The organism is Actinomycetospora sp. C-140, assembly GCF_054796175.1.
Genome location: NZ_JBTWNF010000005.1, coordinates 50,887 through 69,345 on the forward strand (window position 1 = coordinate 50,887; position 18,459 = coordinate 69,345).

Consider the following 18,459-nt stretch of genomic DNA (forward strand, 5'->3'; position numbering starts at 1 on the left):
CACGTCGGAGGCGTCCCGGGGCCCGCCGTAGCTGCGGTTCGCGCCGCGGCCCGCCGGTGCCGCGCGCACGGCTCCGTCACCTCTAGCCTGGCCGTGACCAGGACCGATGCCGCGCCGCCCCCCGGTGCCGCCGCGGTTCCTGGTCCTCATCACCGTCACGTCGAGGAGGTCCTGGAGTGTCCGTGTCCGCAGGCGGGTCGGCGGGGCTCGCCGAACTCGCCGACCTGCTGAGCAGCCGCTCGCTCGACGACGCCGGGCTGGCCGCGCTCAGCGACGAGGCGCCCGACACCCCGGTGTTGCCCGACGTCAGCGTGCTCAAGATCGGCGGCCAGAGCGTCATGGACCGCGGTCGGACCGCCGTCCTGCCGCTGGTCGACGAGCTCGTGGCCGCGACCGCGCAGCACCGGATGCTCATCGGCACCGGCGGCGGCACCCGCGCCCGCCACGCCTACGCACTGGCCGGCGAGCTGGGCCTGCCGACCGGCGTCCTCTCCGAGATCGGCTCCGCCGTCGCCGGGCAGAACGCCACGATGCTCGGCTACCTGCTCGCGCAGCACGGGATCCCGGTCGTCGAGCCCAACGCCTTCGCGACGCTGCCGCTGCGCCTCGCCGAGGTCGGCGCGGCGATCTTCCCGGGCATGCCGCCCTACGCCCTGTGGCAGCGCGTGCCGGCCGAGGGGGTCGTCCCGCCCTACCGCACGGACGCGGGCTGCTACCTCGTCGCCGAGACCTACGCCTGTCGCCAGATGATCTTCGTCAAGGACGAGGACGGCCTGTTCACGGCCAACCCGAAGACCGATCCGTCCGCGACGTTCATCGGCGAGATCACCGTCGACGAGCTGATGGCCCGCGACCTGCCCGACGTCGTCCTCGAGCGGCCGATGCTCGAGCTGCTGCGCGACGCCCGCCACGTCCGATCCGTGCAGGTGATCAACGGGCTCGTGCCCGGCAACCTCACCCGCGCCCTCGCCGGCGAGCACGTCGGCACGATCATCCACGCCGGAGGAGCGCGATGAGCCGCGCCATGGACCCCGCGAACCGTTCGGGCCGCGACGTCGAGTCGGCCTTCGTCCGCCAGACCCTCCTCGACCGCGACCTCGTGCGCGCCGCGGGCACCGACGACGTCGCGCCGGTGCGCCTGCTGCCGTGGCTCGAGGTCGTCGTGCTCGGCGGCTCGACGATCGTCGACCGCGGCCGGGAGGTGCTCGCGCCCCTGGTCGACGAGCTGCGCGGTCTGATCACGAGCGGCGACCACCGCATGCTGCTGCTCACGGGCGCCGGCATCCGCGCCCGCCACGTCCTCGGCGTCGGGCTCGACCTGGGCCTGCCCGCGGGCGCCCTGGCCGGGCTCGCGGCGACCGAGGCCGAGCAGAACGGCCGCCTCGTGGCCTCGCTGCTGGCCGCCGAGGGCGTCTCCTACCTGCCGCACGCCACGGTCGCGGCCCAGCTGCCGGTACACCTCGCCGCCGCGAACGCCGCGGTGTCCAACGGCTACCCGCCCTACGGCGTCCACGAGTTCCCGGCGAGCACCGGCCGCCTGCCGGTGCACCGCACCGACACCGGCGCGCTGCTGCTCGCCGACGCCTACGGCGCGTCGCGGCTCGTCTACGTGCGCGACGCGGCGTCGCTGCGGGGGCTCCCGGAGGAGGTGTCGGCGAAGGAGCTGCTCTCCCGCGACGGCGACCTGCCCGTCGACCGGCTCGCCCTCGAGCTCCTGGGCGCCGCCAAGCACGTCCGGTCGATGACGCTGGTCGACGGCACCTCCGCGGGAGCGCTGACCGGCGGGCTCGCGGGCGACGGCGGCGTCACCGTCACCGCGGTCTGAGCACGGCCCGGGGACGGGTCACGGCGGACCTGGCGACCCGTCCCCGGTCGCCGCTCAGAAGGTGATGAGCGGCTTGACGATCCCGTCGCGCTTCTCGCTCATCATCGCGAAGGCCTCCTCGACCTGGTCGATGCCCATCCGGTGGGTGGTCATCGGGGTCGGGTCGACCTTGCCGTTGGCCAGCAGGCGCATGAGGCGCTCCATGCGCAGCCGCCCGCCCGGGCACAGGTCGGTGGCGATCTTCTTGCCGGCCATCCCCAGACCCCAGGCGTCGAGCGGCATCGTCACCGTCGGGCCGGACTCACCGTGGTACCCGACGTTGGACAGCGTGCCGCCGGGCCGGGTGGCGTAGAGCGCGCCCTCGAAGGTGACCTGGTTGCCCAGCGCCTCCACCGTGGAGTCGGCGCCGCCGTCGGTCATCGACAGGATCTGCTCGGCGACGTTGCCCGACGACGGGTCGATGACGACGTCGGCCCCGAAGCGCTTCGAGAGCTCGGCCCGGTTCGGCAGGCCCTCGACGGTGATGATCAGCCCGGCGCCGCGGAGCTTCGCCCCGATGGTCGCCGAGAGGCCGACGGCGCCCTGCGCGAAGATCGCGACGCTGCCGCCGATCGGGATGTTCGCGTTCTCGGACCCGATGATCCCGGTGGAGAGCATGTCGCAGGCGTAGACCGCGACGTCGTCGGCGAGACCCTCCGGGATCGGCGCGAGGTTGTAGTCGGCGTCGTTGACGTGGAAGTACTCGGCCATGTTCCCGTCCTTCTGGACGGTGAAGCGGTAGCCGCCGAGCGGTCCACGGCACTGCGAGGTGTAGCCCGCCTGGCAGTTGTCGCAGGTCCCGTCGGGCGTGACGGCGTTGACCGCGACCCGGTCGCCGACCTGCACGGAGGTGACGCCCTCGCCGACCTCGTGGACGATCCCGACGCTCTCGTGCCCGAGCAGCCGCCCCTCCGGCACCGGCAGCAGGCCGGCGACGGTGTGGACGTCGGAGGTGCAGATCAGCGCGGCCGTGGTCCGGACGATCGCGTCGCCGGGCCCGGCCTGCGGGATCTCCCGCTCGACCAGCCCGACCTTGCCCGTGCCCAGGAAGGCCAGCGCCTTCATCGTGTCCGCCATGGTGTCGGTGTCCCTTCTAGAGCGACGAGTAGAGGGCGCCTTCGAAGTCCTGGTAGAGCTTCCAGGCCTCGTTCTCGGTGATGAACGGCAGCGAGTTGGTGTAGATCGACGCGCAGATCCCGGTGGTGCGGTCGATCCAGAAGTGCGTGTTCAGCAGGCCGGCCCACGCGCCGCTCCAGGCCCGCCGGGCCCCCGGGACGTCCTGGGTGTTGAGCAGGAGCCCGTAGCCCCAGGTCCAGCCGGGGCCGAGGGTCAGCGTGTCGGTGATCGGCGGGTCCGCGGTGGCGATCTCGGTGGGGAACGGGATGCCGCCCAGCTGGTCGCTGAACGCCGCGTCCACCGTGTCCTGGCGCAGGATGCGGGACCCCAGCAGCTCGCCGCCGCGCAGCAGCGCGCGCTCGAAGCGGATGTAGTCACGGGGCGTGGAGTGCATGCCGTGGCCGCCGGACCACCACTGCGGCTCGTCGGGCAGCAGGTCGCCCGCCGAGGTCCACCGGCCGTCCTCACCCTTCATGTGCACGGCGGTCTTGGTGGCCTTCCGCCCGTGGTCGAGCAGGAACATCGTGTCGTCCATCCCGAGCGGCCCGGTGATGTGCTCCTTGATCACGACGTCGAGGGTCTTGCCCTCGACCGCCTCGACCACCAGGCCGAGCCAGTCGGTGTTGATGCCGTACTCGAAGCGCGTCCCCGGGTCGGCGACCAGCGGCGCGCGGAGCGCCGCCCGGTCACCGGGCACGACGTTGGGCAGCCCGGTCAGCTCCTCGTACCGCTTGATGTCCGCGTTCCAGAACCAGTACGAGAGCCCGGACGTGTGGGTCAGCAGGTGCTTCACCGTCGCCCGGGACGCCGGCGGGCGCAGCCGCGGGGTGTCGCCGTCGAAGCCGTCGAGCACCTGGAGCTCGTCGAACGCGGGCACGTACTCCGCCACCGGGGCGGCGAGGTCCAGCTCGCCACGCTCCATCTGCTGCAGCGCGGCGACGGTGGCCACCATCTTCGTCATCGACATGATCCGGAACTCGGTGCGCGTCGACACCGGCTGCGTGCCGCCGTCGGTGATCCGCACCCCCGCCGCGCCCTCGTAGAACACGCCGTCGGCATCCGCGGCGATCGCCGCGACGTGCGGGACGGCGCCGCGGTCGACCGCCTCCGAGAGAACCTTGTCGATACCGGTGCCGTCGATGGTCCTGCTCATGTCACCGATCCCTTCCTCCGGGGAACCACCGCCTCCCATCAGACCGCCGGGTGGTGCGACATCACCCACCCCAACGGGTGGGCATCGTGATCGCGGTCACGCCGAACCTGGGCAGGAGCACGCGAGGAGGCGGCCATGACGACGACAGAACCCACCACCCTGGAGCTCGACGCCGTGGTCCTCGGCGCCGGCGTCGCGGGGCTCTACCAGCTCCACCAGCTGCGGGAGCAGGGCCTGCGCGTGCGGGCCTACGACGCCGCGGGCGACGTCGGCGGCACGTGGTGGTGGAACCGCTACCCCGGCGCCCGGTTCGACTCCGAGGGCTACATCTACCAGTACATCTTCGACGAGCGGCTCTACAAGGACTGGAGCTGGAGCCAGAAGTTCCCCGGTCAGCCCGAGATCGAGCAGTGGCTGCACTACGTCACCGACCGGCTCGACCTGCGCCGCGACATCCAGTTCGCCACGAGGATCACCGCGGCGCACTGGGACGACGACCGGGGCCGGTGGACCATCCGCACCGATCGCGGCGACGTCGTCGACACCCAGTTCTTCGTGTCCTGCGCGGGCATGCTCTCGGCGCCCGTCAAGAACATCGAGGGCACCGACTCGTTCGCCGGCGAGCTCGTGTTCACGTCGTCGTACCCCGAGCAGGGGCCGGACCTCGCCGGCAAGCGCGTCGGCGTCGTCGGGATCGGCGCGACCGGCATCCAGGTCATCCAGACGATCGCGCCCGAGGTCGGGCACCTCACGGTGTTCGCGCGCACCCCCCAGTACGCGCTGCCGATGAAGAATCCGACGTACGGCCCGGCCGAGCAGGAGTGGTACAAGAACCGCTTCGACGAGCTGCGCTCGACGATCCCGCACACGTTCACGGGCTTCGAGTACGACTTCGAGCACGCCTGGGCCGACTGCAGCCCGGAGCAGCGCCAGGAGATCCTCGAGGAGATCTACCAGGACGGGTCGCTCAAGCTCTGGCTCGCGTCGTTCGGTGAGATCTTCTTCGTCGAGGAGATCAGCGAGGCCGTCTCGGAGTTCGTGCGGACCAAGATGCGCGAGCGCCTGCGCGGCGACCAGCACCTCATCGACACCCTCGTGCCGACCGACTACGGGTTCGGCACGCACCGGGTCCCGCTCGAGAACGGCTACCTGGAGGTCTACCACCGGGAGAACGTCGACCTGGTCAACGTCCGGGACAACGCGATCGCGCGCATCCGGCCGGAGGGCATCGAGCTCGCCGACGGCACCCTCCACGAGCTGGACGTGATCATCCTGGCGACCGGTTTCGACGCGGGGACGGGGGCGCTGACCCGCATCGACGTCCGCGGCCGGGAGGGCCGGTCGCTGGCCGAGGAGTGGGGGCAGGACATCCGCACGACGATGGGGCTGGCCAAGCACGGCTACCCGAACCTGCTCACCACCGCGGTGCCGCTCGCGCCGTCGGCCGCGCTGTGCAACATGACGACCTGCCTCCAGCAGCAGACCGAGTGGATCACCGGCGCGGTGCGGGATCTGCGCGCCGCGGGCAAGTCGACGATCGAGCCGACCGCCGAGGGCGAGGACGCCTGGGTGGCCCACCACGAGGAGATCGCGAGCTCGACGCTCGTGCCGAGGACGACGTCGTGGTACCTGGGCTCGAACATCCCGGGCAAGCCGCGCCGCCTGCTGTCCTACATCGGTGGGGTCGGCACCTACCGGCAGAAGTGCGAGGAGGAGGCGGCGGCCGGCTACCCGGCGTTCTCCCGACGCTGAGGAGCGGGGCCTCCTACACACCCGGCAGGACGCCGCCGCGGCGCGCCACCGACACCGCCTCCGTGCGGTTGGAGGCGTCGAGCTTGCTGTAGATGTTCTTCAGGTACCACTTCACGGTGTTGACCGTGACGGTCAGCGCCCGGGCGATCTCCTGGTTGGTCCCGCCGACGTCGAGCATCCGCAGGATCTCGAGCTCCCGGCCGCTGAGGTCGAAGCTCGCCGCCGCGACCGGCCCGTGGTCGTCGGTCATGGTCCCGAGCAGGGCGGTGAGCTGCGCGGCCGGCGGGAGCGGCTCCTCCCCGGCGGGCCGGGCGGCGCCGGCCCGCGCGACGAGGCGTTCCAGCACCGGGGCGACCTCGGGCCCGCCGTCGCGCACGAGCTGGGGCACCCCGGCCGGGAGCGCCGCGTGCAGGGCCGCGGCGAGCGACCGCTCGGCGGCCACCGACCGGGTGGCGCGCTCCTCGACGACGGCGAGCGCCACGGTCACGGCGGCCTCGGTCCGGCGCTGGCCCCGGCGGCGGGCGTCGTCGATGACCTCCTCGAGCAGCGCCGCCGCGGCGCCGTGGTCGCCCTCGGCCGAGAGCACCGCGGCCAGCCCGCGCGACCGGAGCTGGTCGATCACCACGCCGATGCCGCCGGGCCGGTCGGCCCCGTCGGGCAGCTCCTGGGCGACCCGGCGCGCCTCGCGGACACGGCCGGCGGCCAGGAGCTGGTCGATGCGCTCGACACCGACGGCGGACCCCAGGCGCGGCAGGTCCAGCCGGTCGGCGACCCGGCTGCCCTCGGCGAGCAGCTCGGCGGCCTCGGTCGTCGCGCCCCGTCGGGCCTTGATCCTCGCCAGGAGCGCGTAGCTGGCGGTCATGAAGTCGACGACGCCGCTCTCGGCGCCGAGCTCGCCGCTCTCCTCGAGCAGCCGCTCGGCCTCCTCCTGCTCACCGCGGGCGTCGAGGAGCTCGCCGAGCAGCGCGGCCGCCAGCTGCGCGGCGTGGGAGCGCCGGCCCGCCGACTCCCGGGCCAGGTCGACCGCATCGCGCAGGTACTCGCCGGCGCGGCGGACGTCGAGCTCGGCGAAGGCGGCGATCCCGGCGAAGCACCGCCCGTAGACGGCGGCGAACGGGCCGCCGACACGGTCGTGGAACGGCCGCGCCCAGCGCTGCCGGTCCTGCGCCGACCCGTAGCGCATGGCGTGGATGTCGCAGAAGGACTGGATGTTCGCGGCGACGGCCACCACCCACGGCCGGTAGACCGGCGCGCGGTCCAGGCTGCGCCGCACCAGGTCCTCGGCGCGGTCGGTGCGGTCGTCGTAGACGTCGATGCACGCCTGGACGACGTCGGCTTCGCTGCGGCGCTCCTCGTCCCCACCGGACGGCAGCGCCGCCCGCACGCGGTCGAGCGCCGCGCGCGCCGCTCGGGTCCGCTGGAGCAGGCAGTTCGCCCACGCCACGGCCATGAGCAGCGCCGGGCGGTCGTCGGCGGCGGCCGCGGGCAGGCGCCCGAGCAGCCCGAGCAGGCTGACCATCCGGCTGTGCTCCACCAGCGGCATCGCGTGGGCCTCGACCAGGTCGGTCGCCCGCCGCACGTCGCCCGCCGCGAGCGCGTGGTCGACGGCCTCGGACACCAGCCCGTGCTCGGCGAACCACGCCGACGCCCGCGCGTGCAGGCCGGGCACCTCGCGTGGCCGGTCGCGCTCGAGCCGGCGACGCAGGTGGTCGGCGAAGAGGTGGTGGTAGCGGAACCACTCCCGCTCGGCGTCCAGGGGGCGCAGGAACAGGTCGCGGGTCTCGAGCTCCTCGAGCATCGCCTGGCCGTCGGCGCGACCGGCCAGGGTGCCGGCGAGGTCACCGCAGAGGCGGTCGCACACCGACGTCGCGAGCAGGAAGTCGAGGATCCCGGGGGGCAGCGCGTCGAGCACGTTCTCGGCGAGGTACTCCCCCACCGAGTGGTGCCGGCCGGAGAAGCCGCGGATGAGGGCGGCCGGGTCGGCGCAGTCCCGCAGCGACAGCGAGGCGAGCTGCAGGGCCGCGACCCATCCGTCGGTGCCCGCGGAGAGCCGGGCGACGTCGTCGCCGTCGAGGGGCAGGCCGTTGAGGTCGACGAGGAACTCGGTGGTCTCGGCGAGGTCGAACCGCAGAGCCTCGGAGTCGATCTCCACCAGCTGGCCCCGCACCCGCAGGCGGCTCAGCGGCAGCGCAGGGCGCCGGCGGCTCGTGAGGACGAGGCAGAGGTTGGGCGGGGCGAAGTCGAGCAGCCGCACGAGGGCGCGGTGCACCTCGGCGTCCTCGACGAGGTGCCAGTCGTCGAAGGCCAGCACGAAGCGGCCGCCGTGGTCGGCGATCCGGTCGAGCAGCACCGAGAGCGTGTAGCCTGCCACGTCCTCGGCGTTCTGCTCGATCAGCTCGACGAGGTCGTCGATGACGTCCGCGGCGGCCGGCAGGACCCGGCGCACCGCCGTGAGCAGGTGCGACAGGAACCAGTGCGGGTCGTTGTCGTCGCGGTGCAGGCCGAGCCAGGCCACGACGGCCCCGTCCTTCTCCAGCCGGTACAGCCACTGCACGGCCAGCGTCGTCTTCCCGTACCCGGCGGGGGCGTGGACGACGACGAGCTGGCGCGCCCCGCCCTCGCACAGCAGTCCGAGGAGCCGGCGGCGCTCGATGACGTTGCGGACGTGGGTCGGGGCCCGGAACCGGGCCACCGCTTCTCTGGTCACCGCTTCCCGGGCCACCGCCTCGGGGGGCACGGCCTCCCGGGGCACGGCACGGGGATGGGTGATCGTCCGACGCCGGGTGATCGCCATCGGCCACCGCGCCTCTCCCGCCCGCCCTCCGCCCGGGGCGAGACGGCGACCGGCGACCGTCACGTGACGTGCCGTGCCGGCCCCGACACCCACCGCACGAAGTGACCGAGACCACCGTGGCACCCGCCGCGGCGCTCCGGCCCACCCGTTCGGGTAGGGCCGTTCGCGCGGCGACCCTCAGTCGACGAGGGCCGGGGTGCGCCCGGCGGCCGCCTCCCGAGCCGTCTCCTCGACCGTCTCCTCGACGGTCTCCTCGACGTAGACGAGACCGTCGACGACGGACACGGGGTGGGTGCGCACGGCCTTCTTCGCGGGCGGCCCGCTGGGACGGCCGGTGCGGAGGTCGAAGCACGCCGCGTGGAGCGGGCACTCGACCGCGCAGCCCTCGAGCCAGCCGTCGGAGAGCGACGCGTCCTGGTGCGTGCAGGTGTCGTCGATCGCATAGAGCTCGCCGTCGGCGTTGAAGACGGCGATGGGTACCGAGCCCTGCACCCGGACCGACTCCCCGACGGGGATGTCGGCCAGCTCTGCCACGTAGATCATGTCCGGCTCCTGTTGCGTATTACGCATCGTGTCCTGCTGTCCGCAACACAAGGGTGAGGCTTGCGGGAATCGGCGTCAATGGGCACTGGCCGATGAGGCCCCGATGACCCATGCTGTTGACACATCGCACTGATACGACGCTGGTATGTCAGTCGGGTTACCGCGGTGAGGCCACCGGGGTGACACACTGCCCGGCGGACGAGGCCGCCGACCGGGGCGGCCCGGGGAGTGACGCATGACCGAGCACGCGCAGCCGCGGGGGCGCGGCGGCGCGTTCCGCGCGATCGAGGGCGAGCACACCCTGCGCCGCGCGACGGCCGCGGCCGCCGTCGGGAACGTCGCCGAGTGGTACGACTTCGGGATCTACTCCTACCTGGCCGGGGCCGTCCTCAGCCGGGTGTTCTTCCCCGAGGCGGGTCCGTGGGCCGCCGTCTACACCCTCGGCGCCTTCGCGGCGGCCTTCCTCATGCGCCCGCTCGGCGGGCTCGTCTTCGGCCCCCTCGGCGACCGCATCGGCCGCACCAGGGTGCTGTCGGTGACGGTGGTGCTGATGGCGGCGGCCACGGTCCTGCTCGGCCTCATCCCGAGCTACGGCGCGATCGGCGCCGCCGCCCCGGTCCTCGTGCTCGTCATGCGGATGCTGCAGGGGTTCTCGGCGGGCGGCGAGTACACCGGTGCGCTCACCATGATCGCCGAGTACGCCCCGGACCGGCGTCGCGGCCTGTTCGGGAGCTGGCTGGAGTTCGGCACGCTCACCGGCTACACGCTGGGCGCGGGCGTCAGTGCCACGGTGATCGCCCTGCTGGACGACGCCGACCTGCTCGCCTGGGGCTGGCGGCTGCCGTTCATGCTCGCGCTGCCGCTGGGCGTCGTCGGCATCTACCTGCGGCTGCGGCTGGAGGACACACCGGCGTTCCGCCAGCTCATGGAGCGCTCCCCCGCCCTCGCGACGATGCCGCTGCGCCGGGCGCTGCAGATCCTCCGGGTCCGCTACCGGCGCGCCATGCTCGTCGCGGGCGGGATCGTCGTCGCCTGGAACATCACCAACTACGTCCTGACCAACTACATCCCCACCTACCTGACGTCCACGCTCGGCGAGCACGGCGAGACCGGCACCGCGACGGCGACGTCCACGGCGCTGCAGGTGATCGTGATGCTGGTGATGCTGGCCGTCGTCACGTCGCTCGGGCGCCTGTCGGACCGCGTGGGGCGCCGGCCGATCCTGCTCACCGGCAGCGTCGCGCTCGTCGTGGTCGGGCTGCCCGCGGTCTGGCTCCTGCGCCAGGGCTTCCTCGGGCAGCTCGGCGGCCTGTTCCTCATCGGCGCGTGCCTCGTGTGCTTCGCCGCCGTGGCCCCGTCCACCCTGCCGGCGATGTTCCCGACGCTCGTGCGCTACGGGGGGCTCGCCCTGACGTTCAACGTGGCGGTCTCGCTGTTCGCCGGCACCGCGCCCACCGTGATCGCGGCGGCGACGACCGCGACGGGCAACCTGGACTGGCCGGGGTACTACCTCGTGGCCGCCGGGGTCGTCGGCGTCGTCAGCGTCGCCCTGCTGCCCGAGACGGCGGGACGCCCCCTCGCCGGCGCCGCGCCCCTGACGTCGAGCGCCGAGCTCCCGCCGCCCGCGACCTCGCCCGACGGCGTGCCCCTGGAACCGCCGCGGCACTGACGCCGGGGGCGTGACGCGGTGACTCGCTCGGGGTGTGACGCAGCAGCGCCTCGCTCCGGGGGTGGAGCGAGGGCGTCCTTCGCTGCGTCCTGAGCAGCGAGGGACGCCTTCGCTGTGTCGCGGCGACGCGACGCGCGCGAGAGGGACCTCGCGCACGACCGACAGGCGCACCGACCGGCCGAACGTGCCCTCGCGCGCCCACGCCCACGCCCCCACCCCCGCACCCAACGGAGCGAGGGCGTCCCTCGCTGCGTCCCAGGCAGCGAGGGACGCCCTCGCTCCCCACTTCGGCGAGAAGGGGCGGCGCGTCAGCTCGCGGCGCGCGGGAGCTCGGTGCGGCGCAGGCGCCCGAACAGGCGCGGGTTGCCCATGGCGAAGACGCCGGTGGTGGTGCCCGCGCCGTCGGTGTAGCGCGCGACGAAGCGGCCCTCGTCGGGAGCCCCGTCGACGATCTCGACGTCGTCGTGCGCCGACGGGTGGCCGGCGAGCTGCAGCATCCGCCCGTACTGCTCGGACCAGACGTAGCCGCTGGGCCGCACGGTGGCCCCGGTGGCGCCGCCGAGCAGGTTGCTCGCGGCGACGGCGGCCTGCTCGCCCGCACTCGTCCAGTGCTCGTGGCGACGGCCCGCGGCCCGGGCGACGTCGCCGACCGCGACGACGTTCGGCAGGTCGGTGACCATGCCGGCGTCGGTGCACACCCCGTTCTCGAGGCGGACCCCGGAACCCTCGAGCCACTCGGTGTTCGGCGCGATGCCGATGCCGACGACCACCACGTCCGCCTTCACGGTGCTGCCGTCGCCGAGCTCGACGCCGACGACGCGGCGGCCGTCGCCCGCGGGCACGGTCGCGAGCCCGGCCACCGTGGTCGAGGACAGCAGCTCGGTGCCGTGCGCGGTGTGGAGGTCGACGCACCCGCGCGCGACCCGCTCGCCGAGCACCGGGGCGAGGGGCAGCGGCAGGCCGTCGAGGACGGTCACCTCGAGCCCCATCGCCCGGCAGGTGGACGCGACCTCGGCGCCGATGAACCCGGCGCCCACGATCACCACCCGCGGGCTGCCCTCGCGCAGCGCGCGGCGCAGGGCCCGGGCGTCGTCGAGCGTCCGGAGCGTGTGCACGCCCTCGACCCCCGCGGTGCCCGGCAACCGGCGGGCGCGCCCGCCGGTGGCGATCACGACGCCGTCCGCCCGGACGTCGGTGCCGTCGGCGAGCACGACGCGACCCCCGGCGGCGTCCAGGCGGGTCGCGGTCGCGCCGAGCCGCAGGTCCAGGGCGAGCTCGGCCTGCTCGTCGTCGTCGAGCAGGTCGAGGGCGTCCTCGTCGGCGCCACCGTCGAGGAACGCCTTCGACAGCGGCGGCCGGTCGTAAGGCCGGTGGACGTCGTCGCCGACGAGCACGAGCCGGCCGTCGAACCCGGCGCCACGCAGGGCCTCGGCGGAGCGGACGCCAGCGACGGATCCGCCGACGATCGCGATGGTCTTCATGGGGCCTCCTCGGGGCCTCGCCGTGGGGAGGGAGAGGACCTCCTCGAGCCACGGGCTCGCTCCTCGTCAGGGAAGGGACCGGTGGGAACGACACCCCGCGTGCTGGAGTGAAGAGGTTGCGATATGAGCAACACAGTGCTTCATACGCAACTCAGAACGGTGGGAGAGGCGGAGCCGCTTGTCAAGGGGCACGCCGGGGTCGTCACGAGAGGTTCACGGACGAGAACTCGTCCACTCGCACCCTTGACAGGCGATCCGGCAGTCGCGGACCGTGTGTTGCGCATTGAGAGTCACGTTGCTCATTGCGCAACATAGCCAGAGACCCACGGTGCCGGACCAGCTCCGGACCGTGACCGCCCCGGGACGCGACCGTCCCCGGCCCGGTGCGGAGGCCCCTACCCCACCGCCGCGCCCTCGAGGAGCACGGATTCATGACCACAGGAGAGATGGCACCGGCGATCGTGGGGTCGCAGCTGCCGGCGAGCCTGCGCGGGACGCTGTCCGGCCGGTACTACACCGACCCGACGATCTTCGCGGCCGAGCAGGCGCTCATCTTCGAGACCGGCTGGTTCTGCGCGGTCCTCGCGGCGGACATCCGGTCGCCCGGCGACTTCGAGACCGTGCAGATCGGGCGGGAGAGCGTGATCGTGGCCCGCGCTCGCGACGGCGCCGTGCGCGCCCACCTCAACGTCTGCCGCCACCGCGGCGCGCGCATCTGCACCGAGGAGAAGGGCTCCGTGCGCCGCGCCTTCCAGTGCCCATACCACGCCTGGACCTACGGGCTCGACGGCTCGCTCGTCTCGGCCCCGCACCTGCGCGAGATGCCCGACGTCGACCGCGCCGACTTCGGACTCCGGTCGGTGCACCTGCGCGAGTGGCTCGGCTACGTCTGGCTCTGCCTGGCCGAGGACCCGCCGTCGTTCGAGGACACGGTGATCGGCGACGTCACCTCCCGCCTCGGCTCCCCCGACGCGATCGTCGGCTACCAGGTCGCGGACCTGAAGCTGGGCCGGCGGATCGAGTACGACGTCAAGGCGAACTGGAAGCAGATCGTCGAGAACTTCATGGAGTGCTACCACTGCGGCACGATCCACCCCGAGCTCACCGAGGTGCTGCCGGAATTCGCCGACGGTCTCGCGGCGCAGTACTTCGTCGGGCACGGCGCCGCGTTCGGCGAGGACGTCGACGGATTCACGGTCGACGGTTCCGCGGGGCTCGAGCGCATTCCCGGCGTCGGCGACGACCAGGACCGTCGCTACTACGCCATCACGGTGCGGCCGCAGGTGTTCGTCAACCTCGTCCCCGACCACGTCGTGTTCCACCGCATGTTCCCGCTCACCGCCGAGCGCACCCTCGTGCGCTGCGACTGGCTCTACCTGCCCGGTGTCGTCGACTCCGGGGCGGACATCGACCGCTCCGTCGAGCTCTTCGACCGCGTCAACCAGCAGGACTTCGACGCCTGCGAGCGCTGCCAGGTGTCGATGGACTCCCGCTCCTACGCCCGCGGCGGGGTCCTGGTGCCGAGCGAGCACCACATCGGCGAGTTCCACGACTGGGTCCTGCAGAAGATCAGCTGAGCCGTTCCTTCCCCCGAGGAGAAAGCACATGTCCGTCACCCCGGAGAATTCCGACCCGTCGGGTTCCGACCTCGCCACCCGCGACTACCGCGACGCCTTCGCGGTCGCCGACGAACTGAACGTCCACGGCAGCGGCTGCGTCTGCCCGACGTGTGCGGCGCGTCTGCCGGGCCTGCTCGTCGAGCTCGCCCGGGCTCTCGGGAACGACGCCGCCGACCGATAGCGTCGCGGCGATGTCCCCGACGAGAGAAGGGTCCGCGGTCCAGTCGGTCGACCGGGCCGTGTCGATCCTGGAGATGCTCGCCGCCCGCGGGGACCTCGGCATCACCGAGATCGCCGAGGAGCTCGAGGTCCACAAGTCGACCGCCTCGCGTCTCGTGGCGGCGCTGCAGTCGCGCCACCTGCTCGAGCAACAGGGCGAACGCGGGAAGTACGCGCTGAGCTACGGCATCGTGCGGCTCGCGGCGGCCACCACCGCCCGACTCGACGTCGCGCGGCTCGGGCAGCCGATCTGCGGGCGCCTGGCCGAGAGCCTCGGCGAGACCGTGAACGTGGCCGTCTCCGACGGCGAGGTCGCGATCACGGTCGCCCAGGAGGACGGCGCCGCGGCCATCACGTCGCAGAACTGGGTGGGCCGCCGGACGCCGCTGCACGCCACGTCCGCGGGCAAGGTGCTGCTCGCGTGGATGGACGAGGACGACCGCCGCCCGCTGCTGCGCCGGGCGCTGCACCGCTACACCGACGACACCATCGTCGAGAACGCCGCGCTGCGCGCCGAGCTCGCCCGGGTGCTCGACGAGGGCCACGCCCGGTCGTTCGAGGAGCTCGAGGTGGGGATGCACGCCGTCGCGGTGCCGGTGTTCTCCGGTGACGGCACCGTGGGCTCCGCGCTGTCGGCCACCGGCCCGTCCTACCGGCTGCCCCGCCGGCGGGCACGCGCCGTCGTCGCCGACCTGCGGGAGGGCGCCGCAGAGCTCTCGGCGGCGCTCGGGTACCGGGCCGGGTAGCCCCTCAGCGGAACACCACCGTCCGGTGGCCGTCGAGCAGCACCCGCCGCTCGCAGTGCCACCGCACGGCGCGGGAGAGCGCGAGCGCCTCCGCGTCGCGGCCGACCGTCTGCAGCGCCGCGGGGTCGTGGGTGTGGTCGATGCGCACGACCTCCTGCTCGATGATCGGGCCCTCGTCGAGGTCGGCGGTGACGTAGTGCGCCGTCGCGCCGACGAGCTTGACCCCGCGGTCGTAGGCCTGGTGGTAGGGCTTCGCGCCCGCGAAGCCGGGCAGGAACGAGTGGTGGATGTTGATCGCGCGCCCGCGCAGAGCGGCGCAGGTGCGGTCGGAGAGCACCTGCATGTAGCGGGCGAGCACCACGAGGTCGGCATCCCACGCGTCGACGAGTCGCAGCAGCTCCGCCTCCGCCTCGGCCTTCGTGGCGGGCGTGACCGGCACGTGGATGTAGAGCAGGCCCGCCGACTCGGCCATGGCGCGCAGGTCCTCGTGGTTCGACACCACGCCGACCAGCTCGCCGCCGAGGCTGCCGGAGCGCCAGCGGAAGATCAGGTCGTTCAGGCAGTGCCCCGACCGCGACACCATCGCGAGGACACGCACCGGCCGGGGCGCGTGGAACGCGTACTCCATCGCGAACGCGGCGGCGACGGGCGCGAAGCCGGCCGCGATCGCGTCGAGGTCGGCGCCGTCCGGGACCGCGACGCGGGTGCGCAGGAACAGCCGCCCGCTCACGGCGTCGTCGAACTGCTGGTGCTCGACGATGTCGCCGCCGTGCGCGGCGAGGTGGCCGCTCACGGCGCGGACGATGCCCGTGCGGTTGGGGCAGCTCAGGGTCAGCACGAACGCGGTCACGCGGGGTTCCTCAGCACTCGACGACGGTGAGAGCGAGCCCGCCCCGGGCCGTCTCCTTGTACTTGACCTTCATGTCGGCCCCGGTCGCGCGCATGGTCCGGATGGCCTTGTCCAGCGAGACGTGGTGCACGCCGTCGCCGCGCACCGCCATGCGGGCCGCGGTGATGGCCTTGACCGACGCGACGGCGTTGCGCTCGATGCACGGGATCTGCACGAGGCCCCCGACGGGGTCGCAGGTGAGTCCCAGGTTGTGCTCGATCCCGATCTCGGCGGCGTTCTCGACCTGCTCGGGCGTGCCGCCCAGGAGCTCCGCGAACGCGCCCGCGGCCATCGAGCAGGCCGAGCCGACCTCGCCCTGGCAGCCGACCTCGGCGCCCGAGATCGAGGCGTTGCGCTTGAACAGCTGGCCGATCGCCGCGGCGGTGAGCAGGAAGCGGGCGACGGCGTCGTCGTCGAACCCCGGCACGGTGCGGGCGGCGTGGTGCAGGACCGCGGGCACGATGCCCGCCGCGCCGTTGGTGGGCGCGGTGACGACCCGGCCGCCGGCGGCGTTCTCCTCGTTCACCGCGAGCGCGTCGAGCGTCACGCGGTCCATGTCCGTCGCGCCGGCGCCCTCGGCCTCGAGGTGGCCGCGCAGCTCGGCGGCGCGGCGTCGCACCCGCAGTCCACCCGGGAGCACGCCGGACGTCGTCGTGCCGCGCTCGACGCACTCGCGCATCACCGACCACAGGTGCAGCAGCCCGGCGCGGGTCTCGGTCTCGGGTCGCCACGCCGACTCGTTGGCGAGCACCACGTCGCTGATCCGCAGGCCGTGCGTGCGGGCGAGCGCGACGAGCTCGTCGCCGGAGGCGAACGGGTACGGCACGGGGGTCGTGTCCTCGCGGATCACGCTCTCCCCGGTCTCGTCCTCGTCCAGCACGAACCCGCCGCCGACGGAGTAGTACTCGCGGCGCTCGAGGACGTCGCCGGCGGTGTCGCGGGCGGTGAACACCATGCCGTTGCTGTGGAACGCGAGCCGCCGGGTGCGGTGCAGCACCACGTCGCGGTCGACCGAGAACGCGATCCGGTGCTTGCCCGCGAGCGCGATGCCGTGGGCCTCCCGGACGGCGGCGACCACCGGCTGCGCCTCCACGGGGTCGACGAGGTGGGGCTGCCGGCCGGTGAGCCCGAGGACGACGGCCGGGACGCTGCCGTGCCCGTGGCCGGTGGCGCCGAGCGAGCCGAAGAGCTCGCAGCGCACCGACACGACGCGCGGCAGGAGGTCGGTGTCGTGCAGGCGCGAGACGAACAGGTACGCCGCCCTCATCGGCCCCACGGTGTGGGAGCTGGACGGGCCGATACCCACCTTGAACAGGTCGAACACCGAGATGGCCACGGACACCCCCTGGGTCGGGAACGGGGCGCTGCGGTGCGCAGGAGATCGTCTTAATATATCAGTTGTCGCCGCGTGGGAGAAGTATTGCTCCGTCTGTTGTAGGCTCCGGCTGTGAGTGTGCTTCCCGACGAGCAGGAGACGAGCCCTCCGCTGTCGCTGTCCGAGCGCGCCTTCGCGGCGATCCAGGACAAGCTGATCATGCTGGAGATCCCCCCGATGGCACCGATCGACGAGGTCGCGCTCGTCGAGTCGCTGGAGGTCGGGCGCACGCCCGTCCGCGAGGCGCTCAAGCGGCTCGAGAGCGACCGGCTGGTGATCTCGTACCCCCGCCGCGGCACCTTCGCGACGGCCGTCGACATCACCGACCTCGCCTACATCTCCGACATCCGCGTGCAGCTCGAGCCCCTCGCCGCGCGCCGCGCCGCGGAGGACGCGGGCGACGCCGTGCGTGCGGACCTCCAGGAGCTGGCCGAGGCCACCGAGGCCCTCGACGTGCGCTCGCTCTCGCGCGAGGAGCTGATGCGCTGGGACATGCGGGTGCACCGGGCGATCTACCACGCCGCCGGCAACCCGCACCTCGAGGACACCCTCGTGCGCTACGACAACCTGGCGACGCGGATCTTCTGCCTCTTCCTCGACCGCATGTCCGACTTCGTCTCGCACGTCGAGGAGCACGCCGGGCTGCTGCGCACGATCGCCGCCGGCGAGGCGGACGTGGCCGCCCGCAAGGCCCGCCAGCACGTGCAGGGCTTCGAGAAGGCGATCCGCGCGGTCATCTGAGTTATGTGAGCGAACTCTGGGCCTATGGGCCCAGAGTTCGCTCACATACGGAAGGCCTGCTCGCGCACCACGGCGGTGAGCTTGGCGGCGCGCAGGACGAGGTCGTCGACGGGCTCGATCGCGACCAGCATCTCCGCCCGCACGCCCGGGCCTGTGACGCCGGCGAGGTCGGCCTCGACGTCGACGCGCGCCGTCCCGACCGCGGCGCGCAGGGCCTCGGCCGCCGCCGCGATCCCCGCGACAGCCGCCCGGGGCGCCGTCGACCGCACGGCCTCGGCCAGCCCCAGCGTGCGGTCGGCGAGGGCGAGGAGCTGCATCGGCCCCGCGCCCGCCAGGGCCTCCGCCCGCAGCGCGTCGGCCTCCGCCGCCCGCTCCCCCGACCCCGCGCGCGCCACCCGCGCCACGAGCGCCGCGCCGAGGGCGACGTGCAGCGCCGCCCCCGCCCGGGGATCGCTCTCGGGATCCCCGGACGCGAGCGACGCCAGGAACTGCTCCACC

16 protein-coding genes are annotated in these 18,459 nt (G+C 73.4%); 8 read left to right on the top strand and 8 right to left on the bottom strand.

The genetic code is table 11. From position 1 onward, the window contains the following. Positions 1-176: 176 nt before the first annotated feature. Together ACR9E3_RS10180 and ACR9E3_RS10185 are read left to right on the top strand one after the other, a co-directional pair. Complete coding sequence (locus tag ACR9E3_RS10180) at positions 177-1,016, top strand: amino acid kinase family protein (RefSeq protein ID WP_460380121.1); 840 nt, start codon at positions 177-179, stop codon at positions 1,014-1,016. After that, positions 1,013-1,825, top strand: coding sequence for an amino acid kinase family protein (locus tag ACR9E3_RS10185; protein ID WP_460380122.1), 813 nt, complete (start codon positions 1,013-1,015; stop codon positions 1,823-1,825). The genes ACR9E3_RS10180 and ACR9E3_RS10185 overlap by 4 nt, the downstream gene beginning before the upstream one ends. A 54-nt stretch (positions 1,826-1,879) precedes the next feature. Here ACR9E3_RS10185 and ACR9E3_RS10190 read toward each other — a convergent pair whose 3' ends face one another. Continuing rightward, entirely contained in the window at positions 1,880-2,941 is a 1,062-nt protein-coding gene (locus ACR9E3_RS10190) for an alcohol dehydrogenase catalytic domain-containing protein (protein WP_460380123.1), read from the bottom strand. 16 nt (positions 2,942-2,957) lie between these two features. Next, complete coding sequence (locus ACR9E3_RS10195; RefSeq protein ID WP_460380124.1) at positions 2,958-4,133, bottom strand: serine hydrolase domain-containing protein; 1,176 nt, start codon at positions 4,131-4,133, stop codon at positions 2,958-2,960. Between the two features lie 135 nt (positions 4,134-4,268). On the opposite strand from ACR9E3_RS10195, the gene ACR9E3_RS10200 reads away from it, so the two are divergent. Beyond that, entirely contained in the window at positions 4,269-5,885 is a 1,617-nt protein-coding gene (locus ACR9E3_RS10200) for a flavin-containing monooxygenase (RefSeq protein WP_460380125.1), read from the top strand. A gap of 13 nt (positions 5,886-5,898) precedes the next feature. Here ACR9E3_RS10200 and ACR9E3_RS10205 read toward each other — a convergent pair whose 3' ends face one another. Further along, a complete protein-coding gene (locus tag ACR9E3_RS10205; RefSeq protein ID WP_460380126.1) occupies positions 5,899-8,679 on the bottom strand; it encodes a LuxR C-terminal-related transcriptional regulator in 2,781 nt (926 codons plus the stop codon). Between the two features lie 177 nt (positions 8,680-8,856). After that, the gene (locus ACR9E3_RS10210; protein WP_460380127.1) at positions 8,857-9,222 is read right to left on the bottom strand and encodes a bifunctional 3-phenylpropionate/cinnamic acid dioxygenase ferredoxin subunit; all 366 of its coding nucleotides are present in this window, start codon (positions 9,220-9,222) and stop codon (positions 8,857-8,859) included. Positions 9,223-9,457: 235 nt separating this feature from the next. Between ACR9E3_RS10210 and ACR9E3_RS10215 the strand changes: the two genes are divergently transcribed. Then, on the top strand, positions 9,458-10,891 hold the full coding sequence (locus ACR9E3_RS10215; RefSeq protein WP_460380128.1) for an MFS transporter: 1,434 nt from the start codon (positions 9,458-9,460) through the stop codon (positions 10,889-10,891). 308 nt (positions 10,892-11,199) lie between these two features. On the opposite strand, the gene ACR9E3_RS10220 is transcribed toward ACR9E3_RS10215, so the two are convergent. Next, a complete protein-coding gene (locus tag ACR9E3_RS10220; protein WP_460380129.1) occupies positions 11,200-12,372 on the bottom strand; it encodes an NAD(P)/FAD-dependent oxidoreductase in 1,173 nt (390 codons plus the stop codon). A gap of 431 nt (positions 12,373-12,803) precedes the next feature. Between ACR9E3_RS10220 and ACR9E3_RS10225 the strand changes: the two genes are divergently transcribed. The 3 genes from ACR9E3_RS10225 to ACR9E3_RS10235 are packed head-to-tail and all read left to right on the top strand — an operon-like array spanning position 12,804 to position 14,956. Further along, positions 12,804-13,949: an aromatic ring-hydroxylating oxygenase subunit alpha gene (locus tag ACR9E3_RS10225; RefSeq protein ID WP_460380130.1), complete on the top strand. Its 1,146-nt coding sequence runs from the start codon at positions 12,804-12,806 to the stop codon at positions 13,947-13,949. Positions 13,950-13,977: 28 nt separating this feature from the next. Continuing rightward, positions 13,978-14,172 carry a hypothetical protein gene (locus tag ACR9E3_RS10230; RefSeq protein WP_460380131.1) on the top strand — a complete coding sequence of 65 codons (195 nt, stop codon included), beginning with the start codon at positions 13,978-13,980 and terminating at the stop codon, positions 14,170-14,172. Between the two features lie 10 nt (positions 14,173-14,182). Further along, positions 14,183-14,956: an IclR family transcriptional regulator gene (locus ACR9E3_RS10235; protein ID WP_460380132.1), complete on the top strand. Its 774-nt coding sequence runs from the start codon at positions 14,183-14,185 to the stop codon at positions 14,954-14,956. A 4-nt stretch (positions 14,957-14,960) separates the two neighbouring features. On the opposite strand, the gene purU is transcribed toward ACR9E3_RS10235, so the two are convergent. Beyond that, positions 14,961-15,806, bottom strand: a complete 846-nt coding sequence (purU, locus tag ACR9E3_RS10240) for a formyltetrahydrofolate deformylase (protein WP_460380133.1) — start codon at positions 15,804-15,806, stop codon at positions 14,961-14,963. 10 nt (positions 15,807-15,816) lie between these two features. Beyond that, complete coding sequence (locus ACR9E3_RS10245) at positions 15,817-17,181, bottom strand: L-serine ammonia-lyase (RefSeq protein ID WP_460380134.1); 1,365 nt, start codon at positions 17,179-17,181, stop codon at positions 15,817-15,819. A 111-nt stretch (positions 17,182-17,292) separates the two neighbouring features. On the opposite strand from ACR9E3_RS10245, the gene ACR9E3_RS10250 reads away from it, so the two are divergent. Continuing rightward, the gene (locus ACR9E3_RS10250; RefSeq protein ID WP_460380135.1) at positions 17,293-17,961 is read left to right on the top strand and encodes a GntR family transcriptional regulator; all 669 of its coding nucleotides are present in this window, start codon (positions 17,293-17,295) and stop codon (positions 17,959-17,961) included. Positions 17,962-18,002: 41 nt separating this feature from the next. Here the strand turns inward: ACR9E3_RS10250 and ACR9E3_RS10255 are convergent, their stop codons facing one another. After that, on the bottom strand, positions 18,003-18,458 hold the full coding sequence (locus tag ACR9E3_RS10255) for a hypothetical protein (RefSeq protein WP_460380136.1): 456 nt from the start codon (positions 18,456-18,458) through the stop codon (positions 18,003-18,005). Between the last annotated feature and the right edge of the window lies 1 nt (position 18,459).

Excerpts from the sequence above, each read along its gene's own strand:
- ACR9E3_RS10215 (WP_460380128.1), top strand. The coding sequence starts at position 9,458 with ATGACCGAGCACGCGCAGCCGCGGGGGCGCGGCGGCGCGTTCCGCGCG.
- ACR9E3_RS10205 (WP_460380126.1), bottom strand. The coding sequence starts at position 8,679 with ATGGCGATCACCCGGCGTCGGACGATCACCCATCCCCGTGCCGTGCCC.
- ACR9E3_RS10200 (WP_460380125.1), top strand. The coding sequence starts at position 4,269 with ATGACGACGACAGAACCCACCACCCTGGAGCTCGACGCCGTGGTCCTC.
- ACR9E3_RS10195 (WP_460380124.1), bottom strand. The coding sequence starts at position 4,133 with ATGAGCAGGACCATCGACGGCACCGGTATCGACAAGGTTCTCTCGGAG.
- ACR9E3_RS10185 (WP_460380122.1), top strand. The coding sequence starts at position 1,013 with ATGAGCCGCGCCATGGACCCCGCGAACCGTTCGGGCCGCGACGTCGAG.
- ACR9E3_RS10235 (WP_460380132.1), top strand. The coding sequence starts at position 14,183 with ATGTCCCCGACGAGAGAAGGGTCCGCGGTCCAGTCGGTCGACCGGGCC.
- ACR9E3_RS10190 (WP_460380123.1), bottom strand. The coding sequence starts at position 2,941 with ATGGCGGACACGATGAAGGCGCTGGCCTTCCTGGGCACGGGCAAGGTC.
- ACR9E3_RS10230 (WP_460380131.1), top strand. The coding sequence starts at position 13,978 with ATGTCCGTCACCCCGGAGAATTCCGACCCGTCGGGTTCCGACCTCGCC.
- ACR9E3_RS10225 (WP_460380130.1), top strand. The coding sequence starts at position 12,804 with ATGACCACAGGAGAGATGGCACCGGCGATCGTGGGGTCGCAGCTGCCG.
- ACR9E3_RS10220 (WP_460380129.1), bottom strand. The coding sequence starts at position 12,372 with ATGAAGACCATCGCGATCGTCGGCGGATCCGTCGCTGGCGTCCGCTCC.
- ACR9E3_RS10210 (WP_460380127.1), bottom strand. The coding sequence starts at position 9,222 with ATGATCTACGTGGCAGAGCTGGCCGACATCCCCGTCGGGGAGTCGGTC.